Origin of the sequence: Microtetraspora sp. NBRC 13810 (assembly GCF_030268685.1) — a bacterium.
Classification (GTDB): domain Bacteria; phylum Actinomycetota; class Actinomycetes; order Streptosporangiales; family Streptosporangiaceae; genus BSRQ01.
Genome location: NZ_BSRQ01000014.1, coordinates 72,262 through 91,873, shown reverse-complemented (window position 1 = coordinate 91,873; position 19,612 = coordinate 72,262). Strand labels below are relative to the sequence as shown.

17 protein-coding genes are annotated in these 19,612 nt (G+C 72.8%); 5 read left to right on the top strand and 12 right to left on the bottom strand.

The annotated features are described in order from the left end of the window. Positions 1–220: 220 nt before the first annotated feature. From QSK26_RS26080 to QSK26_RS26070, 3 genes are all read left to right on the top strand, one after another. The gene (locus tag QSK26_RS26080) at positions 221–1,681 is read left to right on the top strand and encodes a purine-cytosine permease family protein (RefSeq protein ID WP_285777885.1); all 1,461 of its coding nucleotides are present in this window, start codon (positions 221–223) and stop codon (positions 1,679–1,681) included. Next, on the top strand, positions 1,678–2,730 hold the full coding sequence (locus QSK26_RS26075; RefSeq protein ID WP_285777884.1) for a nitrilase-related carbon-nitrogen hydrolase: 1,053 nt from the start codon (positions 1,678–1,680) through the stop codon (positions 2,728–2,730). Before QSK26_RS26080 ends, QSK26_RS26075 begins: the two co-directional genes overlap by 4 nt. 187 nt (positions 2,731–2,917) lie before the next feature. Then, positions 2,918–6,427 carry a serine/threonine-protein kinase gene (locus QSK26_RS26070; protein WP_285777883.1) on the top strand — a complete coding sequence of 1,170 codons (3,510 nt, stop codon included), beginning with the start codon at positions 2,918–2,920 and terminating at the stop codon, positions 6,425–6,427. 67 nt (positions 6,428–6,494) lie between these two features. On the opposite strand, the gene QSK26_RS26065 is transcribed toward QSK26_RS26070, so the two are convergent. From QSK26_RS26065 to QSK26_RS26035, 7 genes are all read right to left on the bottom strand, one after another. Further along, on the bottom strand, positions 6,495–7,709 hold the full coding sequence (locus QSK26_RS26065) for a cytochrome P450 (RefSeq protein WP_285777882.1): 1,215 nt from the start codon (positions 7,707–7,709) through the stop codon (positions 6,495–6,497). 157 nt (positions 7,710–7,866) lie between these two features. Next, positions 7,867–9,978, bottom strand: a complete 2,112-nt coding sequence (locus QSK26_RS26060) for a xanthine dehydrogenase family protein molybdopterin-binding subunit (RefSeq protein ID WP_285777881.1) — start codon at positions 9,976–9,978, stop codon at positions 7,867–7,869. Further along, positions 9,975–10,967: an FAD binding domain-containing protein gene (locus QSK26_RS26055; protein WP_285777880.1), complete on the bottom strand. Its 993-nt coding sequence runs from the start codon at positions 10,965–10,967 to the stop codon at positions 9,975–9,977. The genes QSK26_RS26060 and QSK26_RS26055 overlap by 4 nt, the downstream gene beginning before the upstream one ends. Then, positions 10,964–11,554 carry a 2Fe-2S iron-sulfur cluster-binding protein gene (locus QSK26_RS26050; protein ID WP_285777989.1) on the bottom strand — a complete coding sequence of 197 codons (591 nt, stop codon included), beginning with the start codon at positions 11,552–11,554 and terminating at the stop codon, positions 10,964–10,966. The genes QSK26_RS26055 and QSK26_RS26050 overlap by 4 nt, the downstream gene beginning before the upstream one ends. Positions 11,555–11,738: 184 nt before the next feature. Continuing rightward, positions 11,739–12,221: a hypothetical protein gene (locus QSK26_RS26045; RefSeq protein WP_285777879.1), complete on the bottom strand. Its 483-nt coding sequence runs from the start codon at positions 12,219–12,221 to the stop codon at positions 11,739–11,741. 374 nt (positions 12,222–12,595) lie between these two features. Continuing rightward, complete coding sequence (locus QSK26_RS26040) at positions 12,596–13,342, bottom strand: CPBP family intramembrane glutamic endopeptidase (protein ID WP_285777878.1); 747 nt, start codon at positions 13,340–13,342, stop codon at positions 12,596–12,598. Positions 13,343–13,614: 272 nt separating this feature from the next. Beyond that, positions 13,615–14,583 (bottom strand): alpha/beta hydrolase family protein, encoded by a 969-nt coding sequence (locus QSK26_RS26035; protein ID WP_285777877.1) that lies wholly within the window; start codon positions 14,581–14,583, stop codon positions 13,615–13,617. 59 nt (positions 14,584–14,642) lie between these two features. Between QSK26_RS26035 and QSK26_RS26030 the strand changes: the two genes are divergently transcribed. After that, on the top strand, positions 14,643–15,203 hold the full coding sequence (locus QSK26_RS26030; protein ID WP_285777876.1) for a helix-turn-helix domain-containing protein: 561 nt from the start codon (positions 14,643–14,645) through the stop codon (positions 15,201–15,203). Positions 15,204–15,386: 183 nt separating this feature from the next. Here the strand turns inward: QSK26_RS26030 and QSK26_RS26025 are convergent, their stop codons facing one another. From QSK26_RS26025 to QSK26_RS26015, 3 genes are all read right to left on the bottom strand, one after another. After that, positions 15,387–15,818: a MarR family winged helix-turn-helix transcriptional regulator gene (locus QSK26_RS26025; protein WP_285777988.1), complete on the bottom strand. Its 432-nt coding sequence runs from the start codon at positions 15,816–15,818 to the stop codon at positions 15,387–15,389. 90 nt (positions 15,819–15,908) lie between these two features. Beyond that, the gene (locus tag QSK26_RS26020) at positions 15,909–16,328 is read right to left on the bottom strand and encodes a CoA-binding protein (RefSeq protein WP_285777875.1); all 420 of its coding nucleotides are present in this window, start codon (positions 16,326–16,328) and stop codon (positions 15,909–15,911) included. Between the two features lie 148 nt (positions 16,329–16,476). Next, positions 16,477–17,127, bottom strand: a complete 651-nt coding sequence (locus tag QSK26_RS26015) for a winged helix-turn-helix transcriptional regulator (RefSeq protein ID WP_285777874.1) — start codon at positions 17,125–17,127, stop codon at positions 16,477–16,479. Positions 17,128–17,195: 68 nt separating this feature from the next. Between QSK26_RS26015 and QSK26_RS26010 the strand changes: the two genes are divergently transcribed. Continuing rightward, a complete protein-coding gene (locus QSK26_RS26010) occupies positions 17,196–17,993 on the top strand; it encodes an alpha/beta fold hydrolase (protein ID WP_285777873.1) in 798 nt (265 codons plus the stop codon). Between the two features lie 18 nt (positions 17,994–18,011). Here QSK26_RS26010 and QSK26_RS26005 read toward each other — a convergent pair whose 3' ends face one another. Both QSK26_RS26005 and QSK26_RS26000 read right to left on the bottom strand, forming a co-directional pair. Beyond that, on the bottom strand, positions 18,012–19,196 hold the full coding sequence (locus QSK26_RS26005; RefSeq protein ID WP_285777872.1) for a cation:proton antiporter: 1,185 nt from the start codon (positions 19,194–19,196) through the stop codon (positions 18,012–18,014). A gap of 88 nt (positions 19,197–19,284) precedes the next feature. Then, positions 19,285–19,608, bottom strand: a complete 324-nt coding sequence (locus tag QSK26_RS26000; RefSeq protein ID WP_285777871.1) for a hypothetical protein — start codon at positions 19,606–19,608, stop codon at positions 19,285–19,287. Positions 19,609–19,612: the final 4 nt, after the last annotated feature.

Here is a 19,612-nt window from a genome sequence, read left to right as displayed (position 1 = left end):
CAAATCCGGGCGCCCCCATGACAACTCCCGGCGAACGGCGCCACCGGGCGGCTGTGATGGCAGCCGGGCCGACCGCACCGGGCGCCGGTTGGCCGACTCGTCCACCCGCTGCCGCCCCGCTGGCCGTTTTGGCGGGCTGACCTGCGGTACCGCAAAGTGACATGGTGGATACAGCCTGCCCGGCACCGGGCCGGCGGCCAGGCACGGCGAAGGGTGTCGCATGGCACACGACACGGCGCACGGCGACCGGGGAGGCACCCTCGCCGTCGAGAAACGCTCGATCGACTACATTCCGCCGGGTGAGCGCCACGGCAGGGTGTGGCACCAGGGACCGTTCTGGTTCACCGGCAACTTCGTCCTCGTCACCATGGTGACCGGCTTCGTCGGGCCGTCCCTCGGCCTCGGGCTCGGCTGGTCGGTGCTGGCGATCGTGTTCGGCGCCTGCTTCGGCACGTTCTTCATGGCCTTCCACGCCAACCAGGGGCCGCGGATGGGCCTGCCGCAGATGATCCAGTCGCGGGCGCAGTTCGGCACCCGGGGCGCGATCTTCCCGTTCGCCGCGGTCGTCTTCGTGTACGTGGGGTTCATCGTGTTCGACACGGTGCTCGCCACCCAGGCGCTGCGGACCGTGCTCCCCGGCGCCACCTGGCTCTGGTACCCCGTCCTCGTCGCCGTCGCGATCGTGCTCGCCGTGGTCGGCCACGACCTGCTGCACTTCGTCCAGCGCTGGCTGACGTACCTGCTCATCGTCGTGTTCGGGGTGCTCACCGTCTGGGCGATCGTGCACCTGCACGGGCAGCCGGTGATCGCGGGGCACGGGATGAGCTGGACGGCTTTCCTGGTGCAGTTCTCCGCCGCCGCCGGTTACCAGATCAGCTACGCGGTCTACGTGTCCGACTACTCCAGGTATCTGCCGGAGAACACCCGGTCGGGCGGCGTCATCTGGTGGACGTACCTGGGCGCGGCCGGTTCCGCCGTCTGGCTCATGTCGCTCGGCGCGCTGCTCGCCGGCCGGCTGCCGCACCCGGACGCGATCGGCAGCGTGCGCCAGGTGGGCAACGACCTGTTCTCCGGTTTCGGCACGTTCGTGGTGCTGATCTCGGTGCCGGCGCTGGTCAGCATCATGGCGGTCAACGCCTACGGCGCGATGCTCACCAGTGTGAGCGGGATCGACGGTTTCCGGCCGGTCAGGGCCACGGTGAAGGCGCGGGTGATCGGCGTGGTCGCGGTGTCCGTGATCGCCTACGTGGCGACGCTCGCCATCCCGGACGACTATCTGAGCAGCTTCAACGATTTCGTGCTGCTGATGCTCTACTTCCTGGTGCCGTGGACCGCGGTCAACCTCGTCGACTTCTACTTCGTACGGCACGGCCGGTACGCCATCACCGAGATCTTCAACCCGGACGGCCTGTACGGCAGGTGGGCGTGGCGCGGCCTGGTCGCCTACTGGGCGGGGCTCGCCGCGATGGTCCCGTTCTTCGCGACGACGTTCTACACCGGCCCGATCGCCGCGGCCATCGGCGGCGCGGACGTCTCGTTCCTGGTCGGCCTGGTGGTCTCCGGCGGCCTGTACTACCTGTTCTCCTCCCGGGTCGACCGCGCCGGCGAGCTGGCGGTCGTACGGTCCAGCCGGGAGCGGCTCGGCGCGGCGCTGCCCGCCGACGGGCCGGCGGGCGGATGAGCGACGCCGAGGAGGTCGTCGTCGCCTGCTGCCAGGTCCCGCTGGCGGTCGGCGATGTGACCGGCAACCGGGAGCGCGTCCGGCACGCCGTGGAGTCGGCCGCCGGGGCGGGCGCCCGGATCGTGGTCGTCCCCGAGCTGGCCAGCAGCGGCTACGCGTTCGGCGACGCCGCCGAGGCGCGCGCGCTGGCCGAGCCCGCCGACGGGCCGACCGTGGCGGAGTGGGCCGGGCTGTCCCGCCAGCTCGGCGTCGTCCTCGTCGGCGGGTTCTGCGAGCTCGACGCCGAGGGCCGGCTCCGGAACTCGGCCGTGCTCCTCGACGCTGGGGAGGTGCGGGCGCTCTACCGCAAGGCGCACCTGTGGGACCGGGAGAAGCTGATCTTCACGCCGGGCTCGGCGGCTCCGCCGGTGGTCGGCACCTCCCACGGGCTGCTCGCGGTGATGGTGTGCTACGACCTGGAGTTCCCCGAGTGGGTCAGGCTGCCCGCGCTGGGCGGCGCGCGGCTGCTGTGCGCGCCGGTCAACTGGCCGCGGCTGCCCCGGCCGGACGGCGAGCGGCCGGCGGAGATGATCAAGGTCCAGGCGGCCGCGGCCACCAACCGCGTGTTCGTCGCGGTGGCCGACCGGACCGGCACCGAGCGCGACGTGGACTGGACGGAGGGCACGGTGATCGTCGATCCGGACGGCTGGCCCCTCGCCGGCCCGCTGTTCGGACGGGCGGGCACGGCCCTGGCCCGCTGCGACCTGGCCGCCGCCGACGACAAGCGGATCAGCGCACACAACGACGTCCACGCCGACCGCCGCCCCGACCTGTACGCCCACCCCCCACCAACCGGACACAACCCACCACCTGCCCACGCCCCGCCAACCGGCCCAGCCTCACCATCCGGGCACAACCCACCACCCGGCCACGCCCCGCCACCCGGGCACGGTCCCCCACCCGGGCACGGCGCGCCGCCCGGCGGCCAGTCCGCACCGGCCGGGCGTCCCGGGCTGTACGACGCCGCCGACCGAGGTCCCGGGCCCCGCGACGGTCCCGCAGGCCGGTAGGTCAGGCGAGGGCGTGGAAGGCGCGGGTGAGCAGGCGTAGCCCTTCGGCGACGTGCTCGGTGCGGATGCCCGCTCTCCTCCGCACGCCCGCAGTCAATCCGGCCAGGTGAAACCGGGCAGGATCTCGTGCCAACTTTGCTCCCCTTTGTCGCGTCGAACACCGACAGGGACGCGGTAAGGGGAGAACGTGGGGCAACCGCTCATCGATGGTGATCCGCAACGCTTGGGCGACTACTGGCTGGCCGGGCGATTAGGCGCCGGCGGCCAGGGCGTGGTCTACGAGGCGTACGACCCGGGCGGGCGGCGGGTGGCGGTCAAGGTGCTGTACGGCGACGCCGCGAGCGATCCCGACCTGCGCAACCGGCTGACCAGGGAGACGACGGCCGCCCAGCGGGTCGCGTCCTTCTGCACGGCCCGCGTGCTGCACGCCGACCTGGGGGCCGACCGGCCGTACATCGTCAGCGAGTACGTCGAGGGGCCCACGCTGCGCGGCGCGATCGCGGGCGGACGGCGGTTCGACGGCGGCGACCTGCACCGCCTGGCCACCGCGATCGCCACGGCGCTGACCGCGATCCACGAGGCCGGCGTCGTGCACCGGGACCTCAAACCGGACAACGTGCTGCTCGGCCCGGACGGGCCACGGGTGATCGACTTCGGGGTGGCGAGGACCCTGGAGATGTCGCTGACCGCCACCGGCATGGCCGCGGGCACGCCGACCTACATGGCGCCGGAGGTCTTCACCGGGCAGCGGGCAGGCATGCCCGCCGACGTCTTCGCCTGGGGCGCGATCGTGCTCTTCGCCGCCACCGGCGAGGACCCGTTCCGCGCCGAGACCCTCGGCGCCGTGATGCACCGCGTGCTGTCCGTCGCCCCCGACCTCGGCCCGCTCCCCCCTTCGCTGCGCGACCTGGTGGGCGCGGCGCTGGCCAAGGAGCCCACCGCCAGGCCCACCGCGCCCGAGCTGCTGCTCGCCCTGCTCAGCTCGGAGGCCGGGCTCGACACGCCCCGGCTGCTCGCCGAGGGCACCAGGAAGGCGGGCGGCGTCGGCGCCGCCGGCACCGTCGATCCGGCGCTCGGCACCATCGCCGAGGACTCCTACGCCTCCCTCGCCCCCGCCGACCGGGAGATCGTCCCCGAGATCTTCCTACGGCTGGTCACCGTCTCCGACGACGGCGACCTCGTCGCGCGCCGGGCGCCGCGGGAGGAACTGCTCGGCGGCCGTCCCGCGCAGGAGGCCGAAAGCGTGGAACGCGTGCTGCGCGCGTTCGCCTACCTGGTGAGCGACGGCGAGGAGGTCGCGTTCAGCCGGCCCGCCGCGCCGCACGCCTGGCCCCGGTTGCGCGCCTGGATCGCGGCCGACCGCGAAGGGCTGGCCGCGCATCGGGACATCGCCGTCGCGGCCCGCCGCTGGCACCGCCAGGGCCGCAAGGACGCCGACCTGCTGCACGGCAGCGGCCTGGACGGCGCGCTGCACTGGGCGGCGACCCTGCGCCGCAACATCACCCTCACCCCCGTCGAACGCGACTTCCTCGACCAGAGCGCCGCGCTGACCCGCCGCCGGGCACGGCGGAACCGGCTGGTCCTGGTCACGATGGTGATCCTGCTGGTGGCCGCCCTGGTCGCCGGGGGCATCGCCGTGTGGCAGGGGCAGGTCGTCTCCGTTCAGCGGAACGAGGCCGAGGCGGGCAGGCTCGCCGGCGTCGCCGACGGGCTGCGCACCACCGATCCCGTGCAGGCCATGCTGCTGAGCGTGGCGGCCTGGCGGCTGAGCCCGGTCGCCGAGGCCAGGCAGGCGCTGACCGGCTCGATCACCCAGCCCGAGCTGCGCGCCTTCAGCGACCCGGCCGCCCAGGCGACCCGGGTGCTCAGCCGCGACGGGCGGATCCTGGTCAGCGTCGGCGACGACGCGGCCAGGGCGTGGGACGTGCGCACCGGAGCCCCGGCGGGCGGCGTGCCGAACCTCGGCACGGAAGGCTCCCGGGTGCTGGCCGCCGCGCTCAACGGCAGCGGCCGGGTGCTCGCGGTCGCCACCGCGCGGCACGGGATCCGGCTGTGGGACCTGCGGGCCGGGAAACAGCTCGACGGCTCCTACCCGATCGACCCCGCCGGAGGGACGCTGGACTTCCGCATCACCTTCGGCGAGTCCGAGGACGTCCTCGTCGTCGCCAGGGGCCAGGGGGAGACGGCGTGGAACACGCGCACCGGGAAGGTGACCGGCACCGGCACCTGCTGCGGCGCGCTGCCGGTCCCCGACGGCACCGGGGTGATCTCGGCGAACCTGGACGGCGGGCTCTCCCGTACCGCGCTGCCGAGCGGGCGGCTCACCACACCGGTCAAGGCGTGCGACGGGTGCGTCCTGGCGATCAGCCGGGACGGCGGCACGATCGCGGCGGGCACGGAGGACGTGATCATCCTGTACGACGCCGGGACGGGAGCCGAGAAGTTCCGGCTGGAGCAGTGGAACGGCGGTGGCTCCGGCGGCACCCCCACTCTGCGGTTCTCCAGGGACGGCACCCTGATCGCGTCGGTGGCCGAGAACAGCGTGCGGATCTGGCGGCTCGACGACACCAACACGCTCCTGATGGACCACGCGATCTCGGCGACGGCGCCGCAGGCCGCCTTCGATCCGGACGGCCAGGCGCTGCGGTACCTGTCCGGCGACACCGTGGTCACGCTCGACCTCTCCCGTCTCGCCGGAGCCGGCGGCTGGAACTCGCTCAGCCCCGACGGCCGGTTGATCGCCGGCCGGGTCCCCGCGACGGGCGAGATCCGGCTCGTCGAGACGGACGGCTGGCGCTCCGCCGGGCCGTCGCCCGGGACCGTCACCGGGTCGCTGGGCATCTTCTCGTCCGCCTTCAGCCAGGACGGCGGCCTCCTGGCGTACACCGGCAGGACGATCGACGACACGGACATCACCGTCTGGGACACCAGGACCGCCACCCGGCGGGCCCTGCTGACCGGCGGCCACACGAGCTGGCCGGACCGCATGCGGTTCAGCTCCGACGGCCGGCTGCTGGCCTCGCTCGCCTCGCACGAGACCGAACGCGGCGTGGGTTTCCGGGTGGTCCTGTGGGACCTCCGCGACGGGCGGGCGCGCTGGCAACTGGACCGGGAGCATGCCTCGGACATCGCCTTCACCCCGGACGGCCGATCCCTGGTCGTGTACGGCGACGAGATCCGGCTCGCCGACCTGGCCACCGGTGAGCTCGGCGGCCCGGCCGTCCTCGGCGAGGACTCCCGCGCCGTGCGGATCGCGACCGGCGGCGCCCTCTACGCCCCCGGCGACGCCGACGGCCGCCTGACGGTGTGGGAGCCCGGCGCCGCCGGCCCGCGCGAGCTGACCCTGCGCGGCTCCACCCGGGACATCACCGACCTGGCCCTCACCCCCGGCGGCGACCTGCTGGCCACGATGCGCGGGACGGGCGAGGACACCGAGGTCACCCTGTGGGACACGGCCGACGGCAGACCGCTCGGCCGGCCCGTCACCGAGAGCGTGGCACGCGTCACCGCCCTCGCGTTCTCCCCCGACGGCCGGCGGCTGCTCACCCTCGACGGCAACGACCTGCCCACCTCCCGCCTCGTCACCCCCGAGGCGCTGACCGCCGCCGTCTGCGCCAGAGCGGGCCGGGACCTGTCGGAACAGGAGTGGCAAGCCCACCTCCCCGGCGTGCCCTACCGCCCCGTCTGCCGGTCCTGACGTTCCCGGGCGGGACCTGCGACATCATGGGCGTTTCGCAGACCTCCGGCGGGGCCGGCCGCGGGGCTCACCAGGCCAGGTGGACGGCCTCCGGGTGCCGCAGGTCGTGCACGGGGCGGAAGGTGACCGGCGCGGTCAGCCGCAGGCCGGGCAGCCGGGCGGTCAGCGTCTCCAGGGTGATCTCCAGTTGCCTGCGGGCCAGCCCGGCGCCCACGCAGTAGTGCACGCCCCAGCCGAAGGCGAGGTGCCGCCCCGGCTTCCGCTCGACGTCGAACGCGGCCGCCCGCTCGAACCGCGCCGGGTCCCGGTTGGCCGCGTTGAAGCGCAGCACCACCCGGGCGCCCTCCGGCAGGCCGACGCCGCCGAGGGTGGCCGCCCGGGTGGTGTCGCGGTACAGGCCGCTGGCCGGCGTGCCGTACCGGAGGATCTCCTCGGCCGCGCCGGGGATCAGGGCCGGGTCGGCGCACAGCCGCTCCCACTGCTCCCGGTGCGTGAGCAGCAGCACCATGGCCATGCCGAGCAGCGGCACCGTGGTGATGTGCCCGGCGATCATGAGTTGCACGAGGTTGGCGACGATCGCCGCCTCGTCCGCGTACTCCAGCGGTTTCCCGCCGTCGGAGCTGAGCCGGACCACCGTGCTGATCGCGTCGGTCCCCGGGTTCGCGTGCCGCTCCCGCACCAGCTCGCCGAGCAGCCGTTGCAGCCGCACCCCCGACCGCGCCGCCTCGACCTCCTCCTCCGGCGTCAGGTGCGTCGACTGCAACGTGGTGAACGCGAGCAGCGAGGAGTACGCCACCTTCGCCCGCTCGTCGTCGTACCCGCACAGCCGCCCGATCGTCGAGCACGGCAACGGCACCGCGTACCGCTCCATGAACTCCACCGCGCCGTCCCCGGCGAACCCCTCGACCAGTTCCTCCGCGCGTTCCCTGATGTACGGCTCCAGCGCCGCCACCCGGTCGGCCTTGAGCACCTCGGCGATCGGCGCCCGCAGCCGCGCGTGCGTCTCCCCGTCCGACTGGATGAGGTCCGGGTGGTGCGGATACCCCTTCCCCAGTTCGGCGACCGCCTCCTCCCCGATCGGCAGCGCCCGGGTGAACGGGTTCACCGACGAGTACGTCTCCGGGTCCCGCAACACCTTGAGCAGGTCCTCGTACCTGGTCACCACCCAGGCCCCGACCGCCGGCGACCAGAAGACCGGCTCCTCGTCCCTGGCCCGGTCGTACAAAGGGTAGGGATCGAGCAGATGACTCCCGAGCGGGTCATACGTCTCACCGATCGACATGACACTCCCCTAAGTGACGTATCGCCTGTCATCGGATCATCCGTCGTCCCGGGGCCGAGATCAAGATCAGTGGAGCGCGGGGGCCGCCGACTCCCAGGGCAGCGGGCGGGAGGCCGCGTCCCAAGGGTCAGCGGGTCAGGCGTCAGCGGGTCAAGGGTCAGCGGGTGAGTGTTCGGTCGAGGCGGATGGGGAGGTGGCGTTGGCGGGTGCCGGTGGCGTGCCAGACGGCGTTGGCGACGGCGGCGGCGGTGCCGACGATGCCGATCTCGCCGAGGCCCTTGATTCCGGTGGGGTTGTGGGTGTCCGGGTCGTCCACCCAGTCGGCCTCGATCGGCGGCACGTCGGCGTTCGACGCCACGTGGTAGCCCGCGAGGTCGCCGTTCACCAGGGAGCCGGAGGCGGTGTCCCGTACGCCCTCCTCGTGCAGGGCCATCGACAGGCCCATGATCATGCCGCCGACGAGCTGGCTGCGGGCGGTCAGCGGGTTGACGACCCGGCCCACGGCGAAGACGCCGAGCAGCCGCCGTACCCGCACCTCGCCGCTGGCCGGATCGACCGCGACCTCGGCGAACTGCGCGCCGAAGCCGTGCCGTTCCACCGGCTGCCGGGCGCGGACCAGCTCGGACGTGTCCGCGCGGACCGTGATGCCGTCCGCCGGGATCTCGTCCGCGAGCGCCAGCCGCTCCCGGAGGGCGGCGGCGGCCTCGGTGATCGCCCAGCCCCAGGAGGCGGTGCCCATGGAGCCGCCGGCGAACTGCGCGGGCCCGAAGTCGCTGTCCGCGATCCTCACCCGGACCGCCTCCGGGGGCGCCGCCAGCGCGTCGACGGCGATCTGGTGCAGCGCGGTACGGGCGCCGGTGCCGATGTCGGCGGCGGCGATCCGCACGGTGAAGGTGCCGTCCGCCTCGGCGGTGGCGGTGGCCGTGGAGGGGGCGGTCATGGCCGCGTGGGCCGACGCGGCGACGCCGGTGCCGACCAGCCAGCGCCCGTCCCTGCGCACGCCGGGGCGCGGGTCGCGGTCCGGCCAGCCGAACCGGCGCGCGCCCTCCTCGAAGCAGGCGGCGAGGTTGCGGCTGCTGAACGGCAGGCCGGAGGCGGGCGCGACGGCGGGTTCGTTGCGCAGCCGCAGCGTGATCGGATCCAGGCCGGTCCGCTCGGCGAGCTCGTCCATCGCCGACTCCAGGGCGTACGAGCCGGGCGCCCAGCCGGGGGCGCGCATGAAGGTCGGGGTCGGCACGTCCAGCCGGACCAGCCTGGTCCGGGCGCGCAGCGCGTCCGTGGCGTAGAGGACACGGGTGGGCCGCGTGCTCTGCTCCACGAACTCCTGGATGGCCGAGCTGTACGAGACGCTCTCGTGGTCCACCGCCCGCAGCCGCCCGTCGGCGTCCGCGCCCAGCCGGATCCGCTGCGCCGTCGGAGTCCGCAGCCCGCACATCGTGAACATCTGCCGCCGGGTGAGCACGACCCGGACCGGCCGGTCGAGCATGGTGGCGGCCATCACCGCGAACACCAGGTGCGGGCGCACCCCCTTGGCCCCGAAGGCGCCGCCGACGTGCTCCGACGTGACCCGCACCGAGGCCGCGTCGAGGAAGAACAACTGGGCGATGTACTGCGCGATGGCGTAGGACCCCTGGTTGGAGTCGATCGCCTCCAGCCTGCCGTTCTCCCAGCGGGCCACCGCGGCGTGCGGCTCCATCGGGCTCTGGTACTCCTCGGGCGTGGTGTACTCCTCGTCCACCACCACGGCGGACCCGGCCAGCTCCGCGTCCACGTCCCCCCGCTCCACATCCGGCGGGGCGGGCGGTCGCGCCTCCGGCGTGTACACCCCGGGGTGATCGGCGGAGAAGGCGACGTCGTGCGGCTCCTCGTCATACGTCACGACCAGCGCCTCGGCCGCCGCCCTGGCCTGCTCCGGGGTCTCCGCGACCACCAGCGCCACCGGCCAGCCGACGTGCGGCACCCGGTCGTCCTGGAGCACCTGGAGCGTCGCGTCCGGCCCGAACAGGCCCACGCCCGGCCGCAGCCGCGGCGCGTTCCCGTGGTGCAGGACGGCCAGCACGCCGGGCATCGCGAGAACGGCCTCGGTGTCGATGGACCGGATCCGGCCGCGGGCCACGGACGACGTCGCCACCCATCCGTGCGCCAGCTCCGCGAACGGCACCTCCCCGGCGTAACGGGCGGCCCCGGTGACCTTGGCCCGCCCTTCCAGCCGGGTCCGCGCGGTGCCGACGACGCCGGTACGGCCCGGCGCCAGGGAAGGGGCGGTCATCGGGCGGCCTCCTCGGCGAGCTCGGTCAGCATGGCCACGACGAGGTTCCGGACCAGTGGCACCTTGTACTCGTTGTGCGTCAGGGGTCTGGCCGCGGCGAGTTCGGCGTCGGCCGCGGCGGCGAACGCCTCGGCGGTCGCCGGTCCGCCGGTCAGCGTCCGCTCCGCCGTACCCGCCCGCCACGGCCGGGACGCGACCGCCCCGAAGGCGAGCCGGACCTCCCGTACGACGCCGTCGCGGATGTCCAGGGCGGCGGCGATCGAGGCGTTGGCGAACGCGTAGGACGCGCGCTCCCTGACCTTGCGATAGCGGGACCTCGCCGCCACCGGGGCGGGCGGCAGGGTCACGCCGGTGATCAGCGCGCCGGGCGGCAGCGCGGTCTCGCGGTGCGGGGTGTCGCCGACCGGCAGGTAGAAGTCGGGCAGCGGCAGCTGCGCCGGTCCGTCCGCGGTGTGCACGGAGACGACGGCGTCGAAGGCGGCGAGCGCCACGCCCATGTCCGAGGGGTGGGTGGCGACGCAGTGCTCGGACCAGCCGAGGATGGCGTGGTTGCGGTGCTCCCCGGTGACCGCCGGGCAGCCGCTGCCGGGCCGCCGCTTGTTGCACGGCTGGATCGTGTCGTAGAAGTAGCCGCAGCGCGTGCGTTGCAGCAGGTTCCCGCCGACGGTGGCCATGTTGCGCAACTGGCCGGACGCGCCCGCGAGCACCGCCTGGGCGAGCGCCGGGTAACGCCGCCTGACCTCGGGATGGGCGGCGAGGTCGCTGTTGGTCACGGTCGCGCCGATCCGCAGGGATCCGTCGCCGGCCACCTCGATCCGGTCCAGCGGGAGCCCGCGGACGTCTATCAGGAGTTCGGGACTCTCCACACCGCTCTTCATCAGGTCGACGAGGTTGGTGCCGCCGCCGAGGAAGCGGGCCTCGGGGTTCCCGGCGTGCAGGGCGACCGCCTCGGCGACGCCGGTCGCCCGGCCGTACCGGAACTCCCTCATGCCGTCACCCGCGTCCCACCCGCGCCGGAACCCTGGCCACCCGCGGCCTCGCGGCCCGCCGCCACCTGGGCCGCCGCCTCCGCGACCGCACGCACGATCGACACGTAAGCCCCGCACCGACACAGATTGCCGCTCATCCGCTCGCGGATCTCGTCCGCGTCCAGCGGCGGCGGTCCCGCCTCCGGCCGGACATCGGCGGTGACGGCGCTCGGCCAGCCGGCGGCATGCTCCTCGATCACGCCGATCGCGGAGCAGATCTGCCCCGGCGTGCAGTAACCGCACTGGTAACCGTCGAAGTCGAGGAACGCCTGCTGCACCGGATGCAGCCGGTCACCGTCGGCCATGCCCTCGATCGTGGTGACCGTACGCCCGTCGGCCGCGGCGGCAAGTTGGAGACAGGCGGTGGCCCGCCGGCCGTCGAGCAACACGGTGCAGGCGCCGCACTGCCCGTGGTCACAGCCCTTCTTCGTGCCGGTCAGGTCGAGGTGCTCGCGCAGGGCGTCCAGCAGGGTGGTGCGGTTGTCGACCGTGAGGGCATGCGTCTCGCCGTTCACACGGAGCGAGATGGCGGAGGAGTTGGTTTCCATCACGCGTGGCCACGTCCGTCTTCTGTGTGCCGTACTAGATCGGAGAGGTCTCCGTTTACTGGTCGAGGCTAACGGGAGCATTCTCCACGTGACAACCAAGAAAGCACCACGAGGGGACGTAACGCCCCAGAACCTCCGACCGACAGCACCACGAAGGACGGCGAAGCCGCCGACTCCACAGCCGTCAGGGATAGGCTCCCGGGCGGACGATCATCAGCACGACCACCACCGCCCACAGCAGGTTGTAGATCCCGGCGAACATCGAGAGCGAGCGCAGCCGCCGGCCGTCGTCGGGGTCACTGAGCGCCTCACCCTGCCGCGGATAGATCACCATGGCCAGCAGGGCGCCCGCGGCGACGGTGAGGACCATGGCGATGTTGATCCAGATCTCGCCCATCCGGCCCTGGACGACGCCCAGGGCGATCCCGGCGACGGGCACGACGACACCGAAGATGCCGTAGACCCGGGTGATGCGGTGCAACACGACGGCGACGGCCCGGTTCCGATCCCCCGGCTCCCCCGTCCCCGCGACGGGCGGCGCCCCCGCGCCGGACGGGACGGCCACGGCGACCGGCGCGTAACGCGGGAACAGGCTCGCCGCGACCGCCGAGCCCCCCACGAACACGATGCCGGCCAGCACATGCAGCGACAGCAGCACATCTTCCACGGACTTCTCCCTGAGATAGCCTTCAGGCAGCCTGAAGCCTAACACAGAAGCTTCAGACTGGCTGAAGGTGGGCCTCTCCAGGGCCGCTCCGGCCATCCGCTCCGCCTCTCAGACGCAGATGCCACGCCGGGCGGACAGAATGCCCTGCTCCTGGGCGAGCGCGGACACGAGGGCATGCCACGTTGTCTTGGGGTTTGACATGGGGTCGCACCTCCATGCGGCCGAGGAACCCGCCGAGACGCTGCAGGCGCTCGGCGGGTTCCGCCTTTCGGGAGTCGAGCAGGCGCGACGCGCGGGCCGGACCCGGCCCGCGTGGGGTACGGCACGCCTGCAGTGGGCGATGAACATCGGGCGCGGATTCGACCGATCTGACGCTACGAGTTGGTGACGATCCGGCGTGGGTGAGGGTCCACATCGCCCAGCGAGTCCACCCGGCGCTCGCGCTGCCAGGTAAGCAGTGCGAGCGCAACAATGACCTGCACCGCCACGACGAATGCCAGCGTCATGGGCGAACTGACGCCCAACAGCGCCATTGTCGCGTTGACGCCGAAGTGAACCGCGATCGACGCCGCGACCCCGGCGCGCTCATAGGCGTAACCGGTCAGCAGCGCCATCGGAATGACACTGATCGAAAACAGCAGCCCGCTCCAGCTGAACAGCCCGAATCCGGCCTGAACGGTTCCGGGGACGAAGAACAGCGGCAGATGCCATACCGCCCAGACGACGCCCAGCAGCAGACCGGCCTGAAAGCGGCTCAACGAAGCGCGCAGGCGCGGATATGCCGTGCCACGCCAACCGGGCTCCTCGGACAACGGGCCGGCGATCAGCATGCTGACGAAGAACGCCACGGGCCCGCCGACGGTCGAGATCAGATTCTGCCCCGCTGTCAAGCTCACTGCGGACCCACCCAGGAACTGCGCGAGCAGCGCGGCTCCCAGCACGGTCGCCGATGCCACCACCAGCAGGAGCGGCACCCAGAACAGCCGCGTGCTCAGCCGGAGTCTCACCGTGTGAGCGGGGACGGGTTGACGGCGGCGGGCGCGGCGCGCCCGGATCACGATCGCGCCGACCGTCGGGCCGAAGCCGGCGAGCAGGTGAGGAATGACAGTGGGGAAACTCATCGCCGATCCGCCGAGTGTGATCGCGGTAAGCCATGAAGCCCAGCTCACCGCGAACGTTACAGCCCAGAAAAGAGCAAGGCCGTTTTGCCGACGAGTGGGGGGTGCGGTAGTCACGATATTCCCTTTCAAGGGCATCGCATCAAGGAATTTCTGATTCCTGCTGCGAGAGGCGAGTGGAAACCACGGTTGCAGTATTCTCGACGGTCGGCGACGAGCCCGGCGGAAACCAGTCGACGCCTTACCGGTCGGAAGAGTCGAATCAGGTGTTTGACTCAGGGATTCAGCATCCCGTCAGGATGATTTGTCACTCCTGTGGCGCGCATCTCCTGGGGCGCTCCTCGAAGCCGGTGGGCGAGCCAGCCGACCACCTGCGCGAGCACGTCGGTGTCGACCGGCCGTCGCAGCAGCCGGGGGTAGGAGCGCACCGATGGGCGACCGGGATCACGGCGCAGCACGTGGGTGAGGTCGGGGATTCGGTGCACCTCGACCTCACCGGGCACCAGCCTGCGGATCTCGTCCAGGTCCGCGGGGTCGACCTGGATGTCCTTGCCGCCGGTGATCGCCAGGACGGGGACCTTGATGTTCGCCAGGTCCGGGCGCGGGTCGTGGTCGAGCAGCTCCCGCATCCACCGGGCGTTCATCGGCATCCCGGCGACGCGCGTCACGTCCGCGCCGGTCGTCCTGATCCGGACCAGGTGCCGGGCGGCCAGGGCGCGCAGGACCGGCAGCAACAACGGCCGTACAAGCGCGGGAAGATCGCGGGCGATCATCCCGGCCTGCCAGCGCAGGGCGTCCTCACCCGGGCGGGCGAACCCGGCCAGCAGCACCACCGCCCCCACCTCCGGACGGGCACCGAGGGACATGGCATGGACGGCGCCTTCGCTGTGTCCCACCACGCCGATGGCGTCCGCCCGGATGTCGGGCCGCGCGGCCAGGGCCCGGAGTGCGGCGGCGGCGTCGCGCCGGTTGTCGGCGAATCCGGTCGCGCGCCAGTCGCCGGCTGTGGCGCCGACGCCGCGCCGGTCATAACGGAGTGTGGCGATCCCCCTGTTCGCGAGCGCGGCGGCCAGCGGCGGGCCGAGCTCCATGCGCAGCCGGCCGGCGTTGGCGTCCCGGTCCAGCCGCCCGGATCCGTGCAGCAGCAGGACGGCCGGGTGCGGGCCGGGGCCCGCGGGCAGGGTCAGCGTGCCGACCAGGGACAGTCCGTCGTCCGCGGCGGCTGTCATGTTGACGTCCCGCATGCCCCAACTCCCATCGTTATCAACTTTGATAACTTTATCGTATGTGAGAAAATCGGTGCATGGCAACCGCAGACCTTCTCCTGCATCCCGTCCGGATCCGCATCCTGCAAACGCTGTTCGACACCGATCCGATGACCACCGCACAGCTGCGAGAGCGCCTGCCCGACATCCCGCCGGCGACGATGTACCGGCACATCGCCGTGCTGGCCGACGCGGGCGTGCTGGAGGTGGTGGACACGAGACGGGTGCGCGGCACGGTGGAGCGCAGCTACCGGGTACGCCCGGAGCACGCGGTGGTCGATCCCGCGGCGCGGGCGGCGATGACGCGGGAGGACCACCAGCGGGCGTTCACCACGTTCGCGGCATCGTTGATGTCAGATTTCGGCCGCTATCTCGACCACGAGAACGCCGACCCCGCTTCGGACGGCGTGGTCTACCGGCAGGCGGCGGTATGTCTGACCGACGATGAATTCACCGCGATGATCGAGGAGATCGAGAGCGCCGTCCTCGCACGGGTCAGCCACGCCGAGGGTGACGGCCGCACCCGTCGCATCGTCAGCCTCGTCGTCGTGCCGGACAGCCCCGGGCCGGATGCCGGCGCCAAGCGGACGGCCGACTGACTTCGGCGACCTCTGCGCGGGCGATCCGGGACGCCGCGACGCGCCCGCAGGTCTTTGATGCCGACCAGCCGGGCGACCAGGACGATTTGCCGCGAAATCCGGCCATCGCCGGCCCCTGAGTCACCGATGAGGCAGAGCGGATGAGCCATCGCCCGCCGCTGCCACTACCGAAGAAGAACCGGCTCAGGCAATGATCTCTGCCACGGCGGCGGCTATCTGCTGCTGGATCGGGTCCGCGTCCGGGCCGAACAGGAGGTTGTCCACGCTGGTCACCGCGTGCTTGGCCGCCTCCAGAAGGCGGGCGCCGTCGGGGGTGATCTCGATGGCCGAGGCCGCGCCCGCGCGGGCGGTGTTGTCGCGGACCAGCCCGGCGGCGGCGAGTCCCTTCACCGCGGTGTGCACGCTCTGCACCGTGATCCCGGACATCCTCGCCAGGTCGCTGAACGACGCCCCGGGGACACCGGCGATGTGACCGAGCAGCCCGAGCCTGCCGACCGTCAGGTCGAGTGACGCGAGCGCGGCGTTGAGCTCGACCTCGACGCGGCGGGCCAGCGTGAGCAGCACGATGGACGGACTCGTCAGCGGCGGACCGGGGGTGCCGTTCTCGTTGGTCACCCGCCCAGTCTCCCCCACCTCGACCACGCGGAAAGCCCCCACCACGCCCGCACTGGCGCTCACATGGCTCCGGCCCCCACCCGGGACCGTTCAGACGTTGCGGCGCAGTGCCCACTCGACTCCGGGGCAGCGGTCCATGACGACGTCGAGCCCGGCGTCGAGGGCGCGCCGGCCGGCGGCCTCGTCGATCACGCCGAGCGGCAGCCACACCGCGCCCGCGCCGGCCGCGATCGCCTCGTCCACCGCCTGCCCGGCGAACTCGGACCGCCGGTACACGCCGACGACGTCTACCTTGACCGGCACCTCGGCCAGCGACGCGTACCCCGGCTCGCCGAGCACCGTCCGCGCGGCCGGATGCACCGGGATGATCCGCTTGCCCCGGCCCTGGAGCAGACGGGCCTGGCCGTAGGCCGTGCGGCCGGGATCGTCGCCGAGCCCGACGAAGGCCCAGACCCGCGACTCTACGAGCAGCCGGTTGATGACACGCTGATCCGCGAAACGATCCTCCATGCCCACCGTCAACATCCCTGCCCCGCCCGGCCTTCCCTGCCGGGACACAGCACGGCGGCGGTGAAGTCGGCGGTGAAGTCGGTGGGGGCGGGGGCCGCCCAGGCGTGCGCCGATCCGGCCGGCGAGCTGGTGGTGACCCGGGGGCGGGTCAGGGGCGTTCGAAGGAGCCGAGGAAGCGCCGCAGGGCGGCCGTGTCGCCGAGGACGGCGGCGGCTCCGGTGCGTACGGCGTCGCCGAGGTCGCCGCCCGTGAAGACGAGGGCGGTCAGGGTGGGCACGTCGCAGGTGAGGGTCGCGTCCGCGCCGCCGATCTCGCCCCGGGCCACCTGGAGCCGCCCGTCCCGGACGTCGGCGTGGAAGGCGTCGAGCCCCAGGCGGAGCTGGTAACGGCCGCGCAGGTCGCCGGCGGCGCCGGGGTCGAAGGTGGACTTGAGCGCGACGGCCAGCGCGTCGGGGCTCAGCTCCGTCGCCGAGGTGCTCGCGGGCGGGATGGGGTTGCCCCAGCGGCCGAGTGCCAGCAGGACCGGCTCCAGTTCCCGCCCGCGCGGGGTCAGTTCGTAGGCCCGGCACGCGGCGGGCGGCCCGAGGACGCACCGGGCGACCACCCCGGCCTCCTCCAGATCGCGCAGTCGCTGGGACAGCACGTTCTGGCTCACCCCGCGCAGCCCCCGGCGCAGATCCCCATACCGTTTGGGGCCGAACACGAGTTCGCGGACCACCAGCAGCGCCCACCGTTCGCCGATGAGATCGAGGGCGCGGGCTATGCCGCACGGATCCCCGTACGTCCTTGATCCCGACATCGCGCACTCCTCCCATTTTAGGAGCGATTACTCCTATATTAGGAATCTACCGGTGGAAGGGAGCGGCGATGCCGCAGGTGACATCGCGTGACGGTACATCGATCGCCTACGACAGGTCCGGCGAAGGCCCGGTCGTCATCCTGGTGGGCGGCGCCCTGGACGACGGATCGGAGAACGCGCCGCTGGCCACGGAGCTGTCCGGCGAGTTCACCGTCGTCAACTACAGCCGTCGCGGCCGGGGCCGCAGCGGCGACGCGCAGCCGTACGCGCCGGAACGCGAGGTCGAGGACCTCGCGGCCCTGATCGACGAGGTCGGCGCGCCGGCGCACCTGTTCGGCGCCTCCTCCGGCGGGGCGCTCGTGCTGGCTGCCGTGGCGGCCGGGCTGCCGGTCGGCCGGGTCGTCGTGTACGAGGTGCCCTACCAGGTCGGCGACGAAGCGGTCCGGGTGTGGCAGGAGTACGTCACCCGGTTGCGGGACGCGCTCGGCGACGGGCGGCGTGACGAGGCGCTCAGGCTGTTCATGCGGCTGGCGGGCGCGCCGGAGGAGAGCGTCGAGGAGGCGGCGGCCTCGCCGATGTGGCCCGCGCTGCTGGACCTCGCGCCCACCCTCGGCCACGACGCCGCCTGCCTGGGGGACGGGCCCCCGCCGCCCTGGCTGGCGACGGTCACCCGGCCGACGCTGGCGCTCACCGGCGCCGGCACCGACCCGCACACGCCGGGCCTGACCATCGACTTCTTCGGCGACGCCGCCGACGCGATCGCCGCCGCGGTCCCCGGCGCGGAACGCGGGACGGTGGAAACGCACGAGCACGCGGTCAACGCGAAGATCCTCGCCCCTGTGCTCGCACGCTTCTTCCACACCTGACCCTCTCCCGGGCAGGGACTACGCCGCCGGGACCTCCTCCCGGCGGCGGGTCACCATCCGCACCAGCCATCCCGATCTCGCCGCGACCATCGGGCCGAGCAGGGCGAGCACCAGCACGTATCCGGCGATGAACGGCGCGAGCCTGCCGTCGAGCCCGGCCGCGAGCGCCAGGCTGGCCAGCACGAGCGCGAACTCGCCGCGGGACAGCACGGTGAGGGCCACGTTGACCGCCTGCAGGCGGCCGAAGGAGTGCATCCTGGCCGCGATGACCCCGGCCGCGACGTTCAGCACCACGGTGAGCAGCACCGCGATGGTGACCGGCAGCGCCACCGACCACACGTCACCGGGGTCGATGGCCAGCCCGAACGCGAAGAAGAACAGCGCGGCGAACGCGTCGCGCAGCGGGTGCACCAGCTTGCGGATCCTCGGCGCCGACCGCGTCGAGGCCAGGATGAGGCCGATCATGAACGCGCCGATCGCGTCGGACACGCCGAGTTCCTCCGCCACCCCGGCGACCAGCACGGCCAGCCCCACGAAGCTGACCACCAGGAGTTCGTCGTCCTCGGTGTGCACCAGGCGGGACACCAGACGTGCGCCCCACCGGGCCACCGCGGCGAGCACGAGCAGGAAGGCGAAGGCCCGGCCGAAGGACAGCGCCGCCGAGGCCACGCTGTCGGCGCCGCCGAGCACCGGCTGCAACGCGGCCAGATAGAGGGCCAGGAACACGTCCTCGACCACGATGATGCCGAGGATGAGACGGCTCTCCGGGTTCCCCAGCCGGTCCAGGTCCACCAGCAGTTTGGTGACGATGGCCGAGGAGGAGATGCCGATCACCCCGGCGAGCACCAGCGCCTCGCGCCACCCCCAGCCGAGCGCGAGCCCGAACAGCAGCCCGCCCCCGACGTTCAGCACGATGTACACGGTCCCGGCGGCGACCAGCCTGCCCCCGCCGCGTACCAGGTCGTCGGTGGAGAACTCCAGCCCCAGGTAGAACAGCAGGAAGATCAGCCCCAGCGCGGCGATGACCTTCAGCTCGCCGGGGTCGTCCACCAGGGCGAGCCCCGGCGTGTGCGGGCCGAACACGATGCCCGCCAGCATGAACAACGGAATGGTCGGCAGCCCGATCCTGCTGCCGAGGCGGCCGATGATCCCGGCCGCGAGAAACGCGCCGCCCAGCGCGACGAGAGCGTCACCCAGTGCCACGGCACTCTCCTTCACGGCAGAAGGCGGGCATGCGGCAACCACGTTCGTCGGACTTCACGTCGACCTCCGGTCTCGATCTTGGAAAGGGTCAAGAACCGAGGGATACGGGAGGACCGCGCGGATCGGCGGGAGTGGGGGCGATCTCCGCGCGGGGTTCGACCGGCGCGGGTACGGCCGGCCGGGCGCGGGGCACGGGCAGGAACGCGCCCGCCGGGCAGGGCGGCTCCACGGCGGAGGAACCGGCGTGGCAGGCGGGCAGGACGCCGCCGTCGGGAAGGGTGACGCCGGGGCGGCTGTGGTGCGCTTCCGGAGAGCCGGGGACGACGGTGACGGCGAAGATCGCAAGTGCGAGTGCCGGCACGAGGACCGCGAGGGCCAGGAGCGCGCCGATCACGCTCTGTGAGGTCCTCACTCGC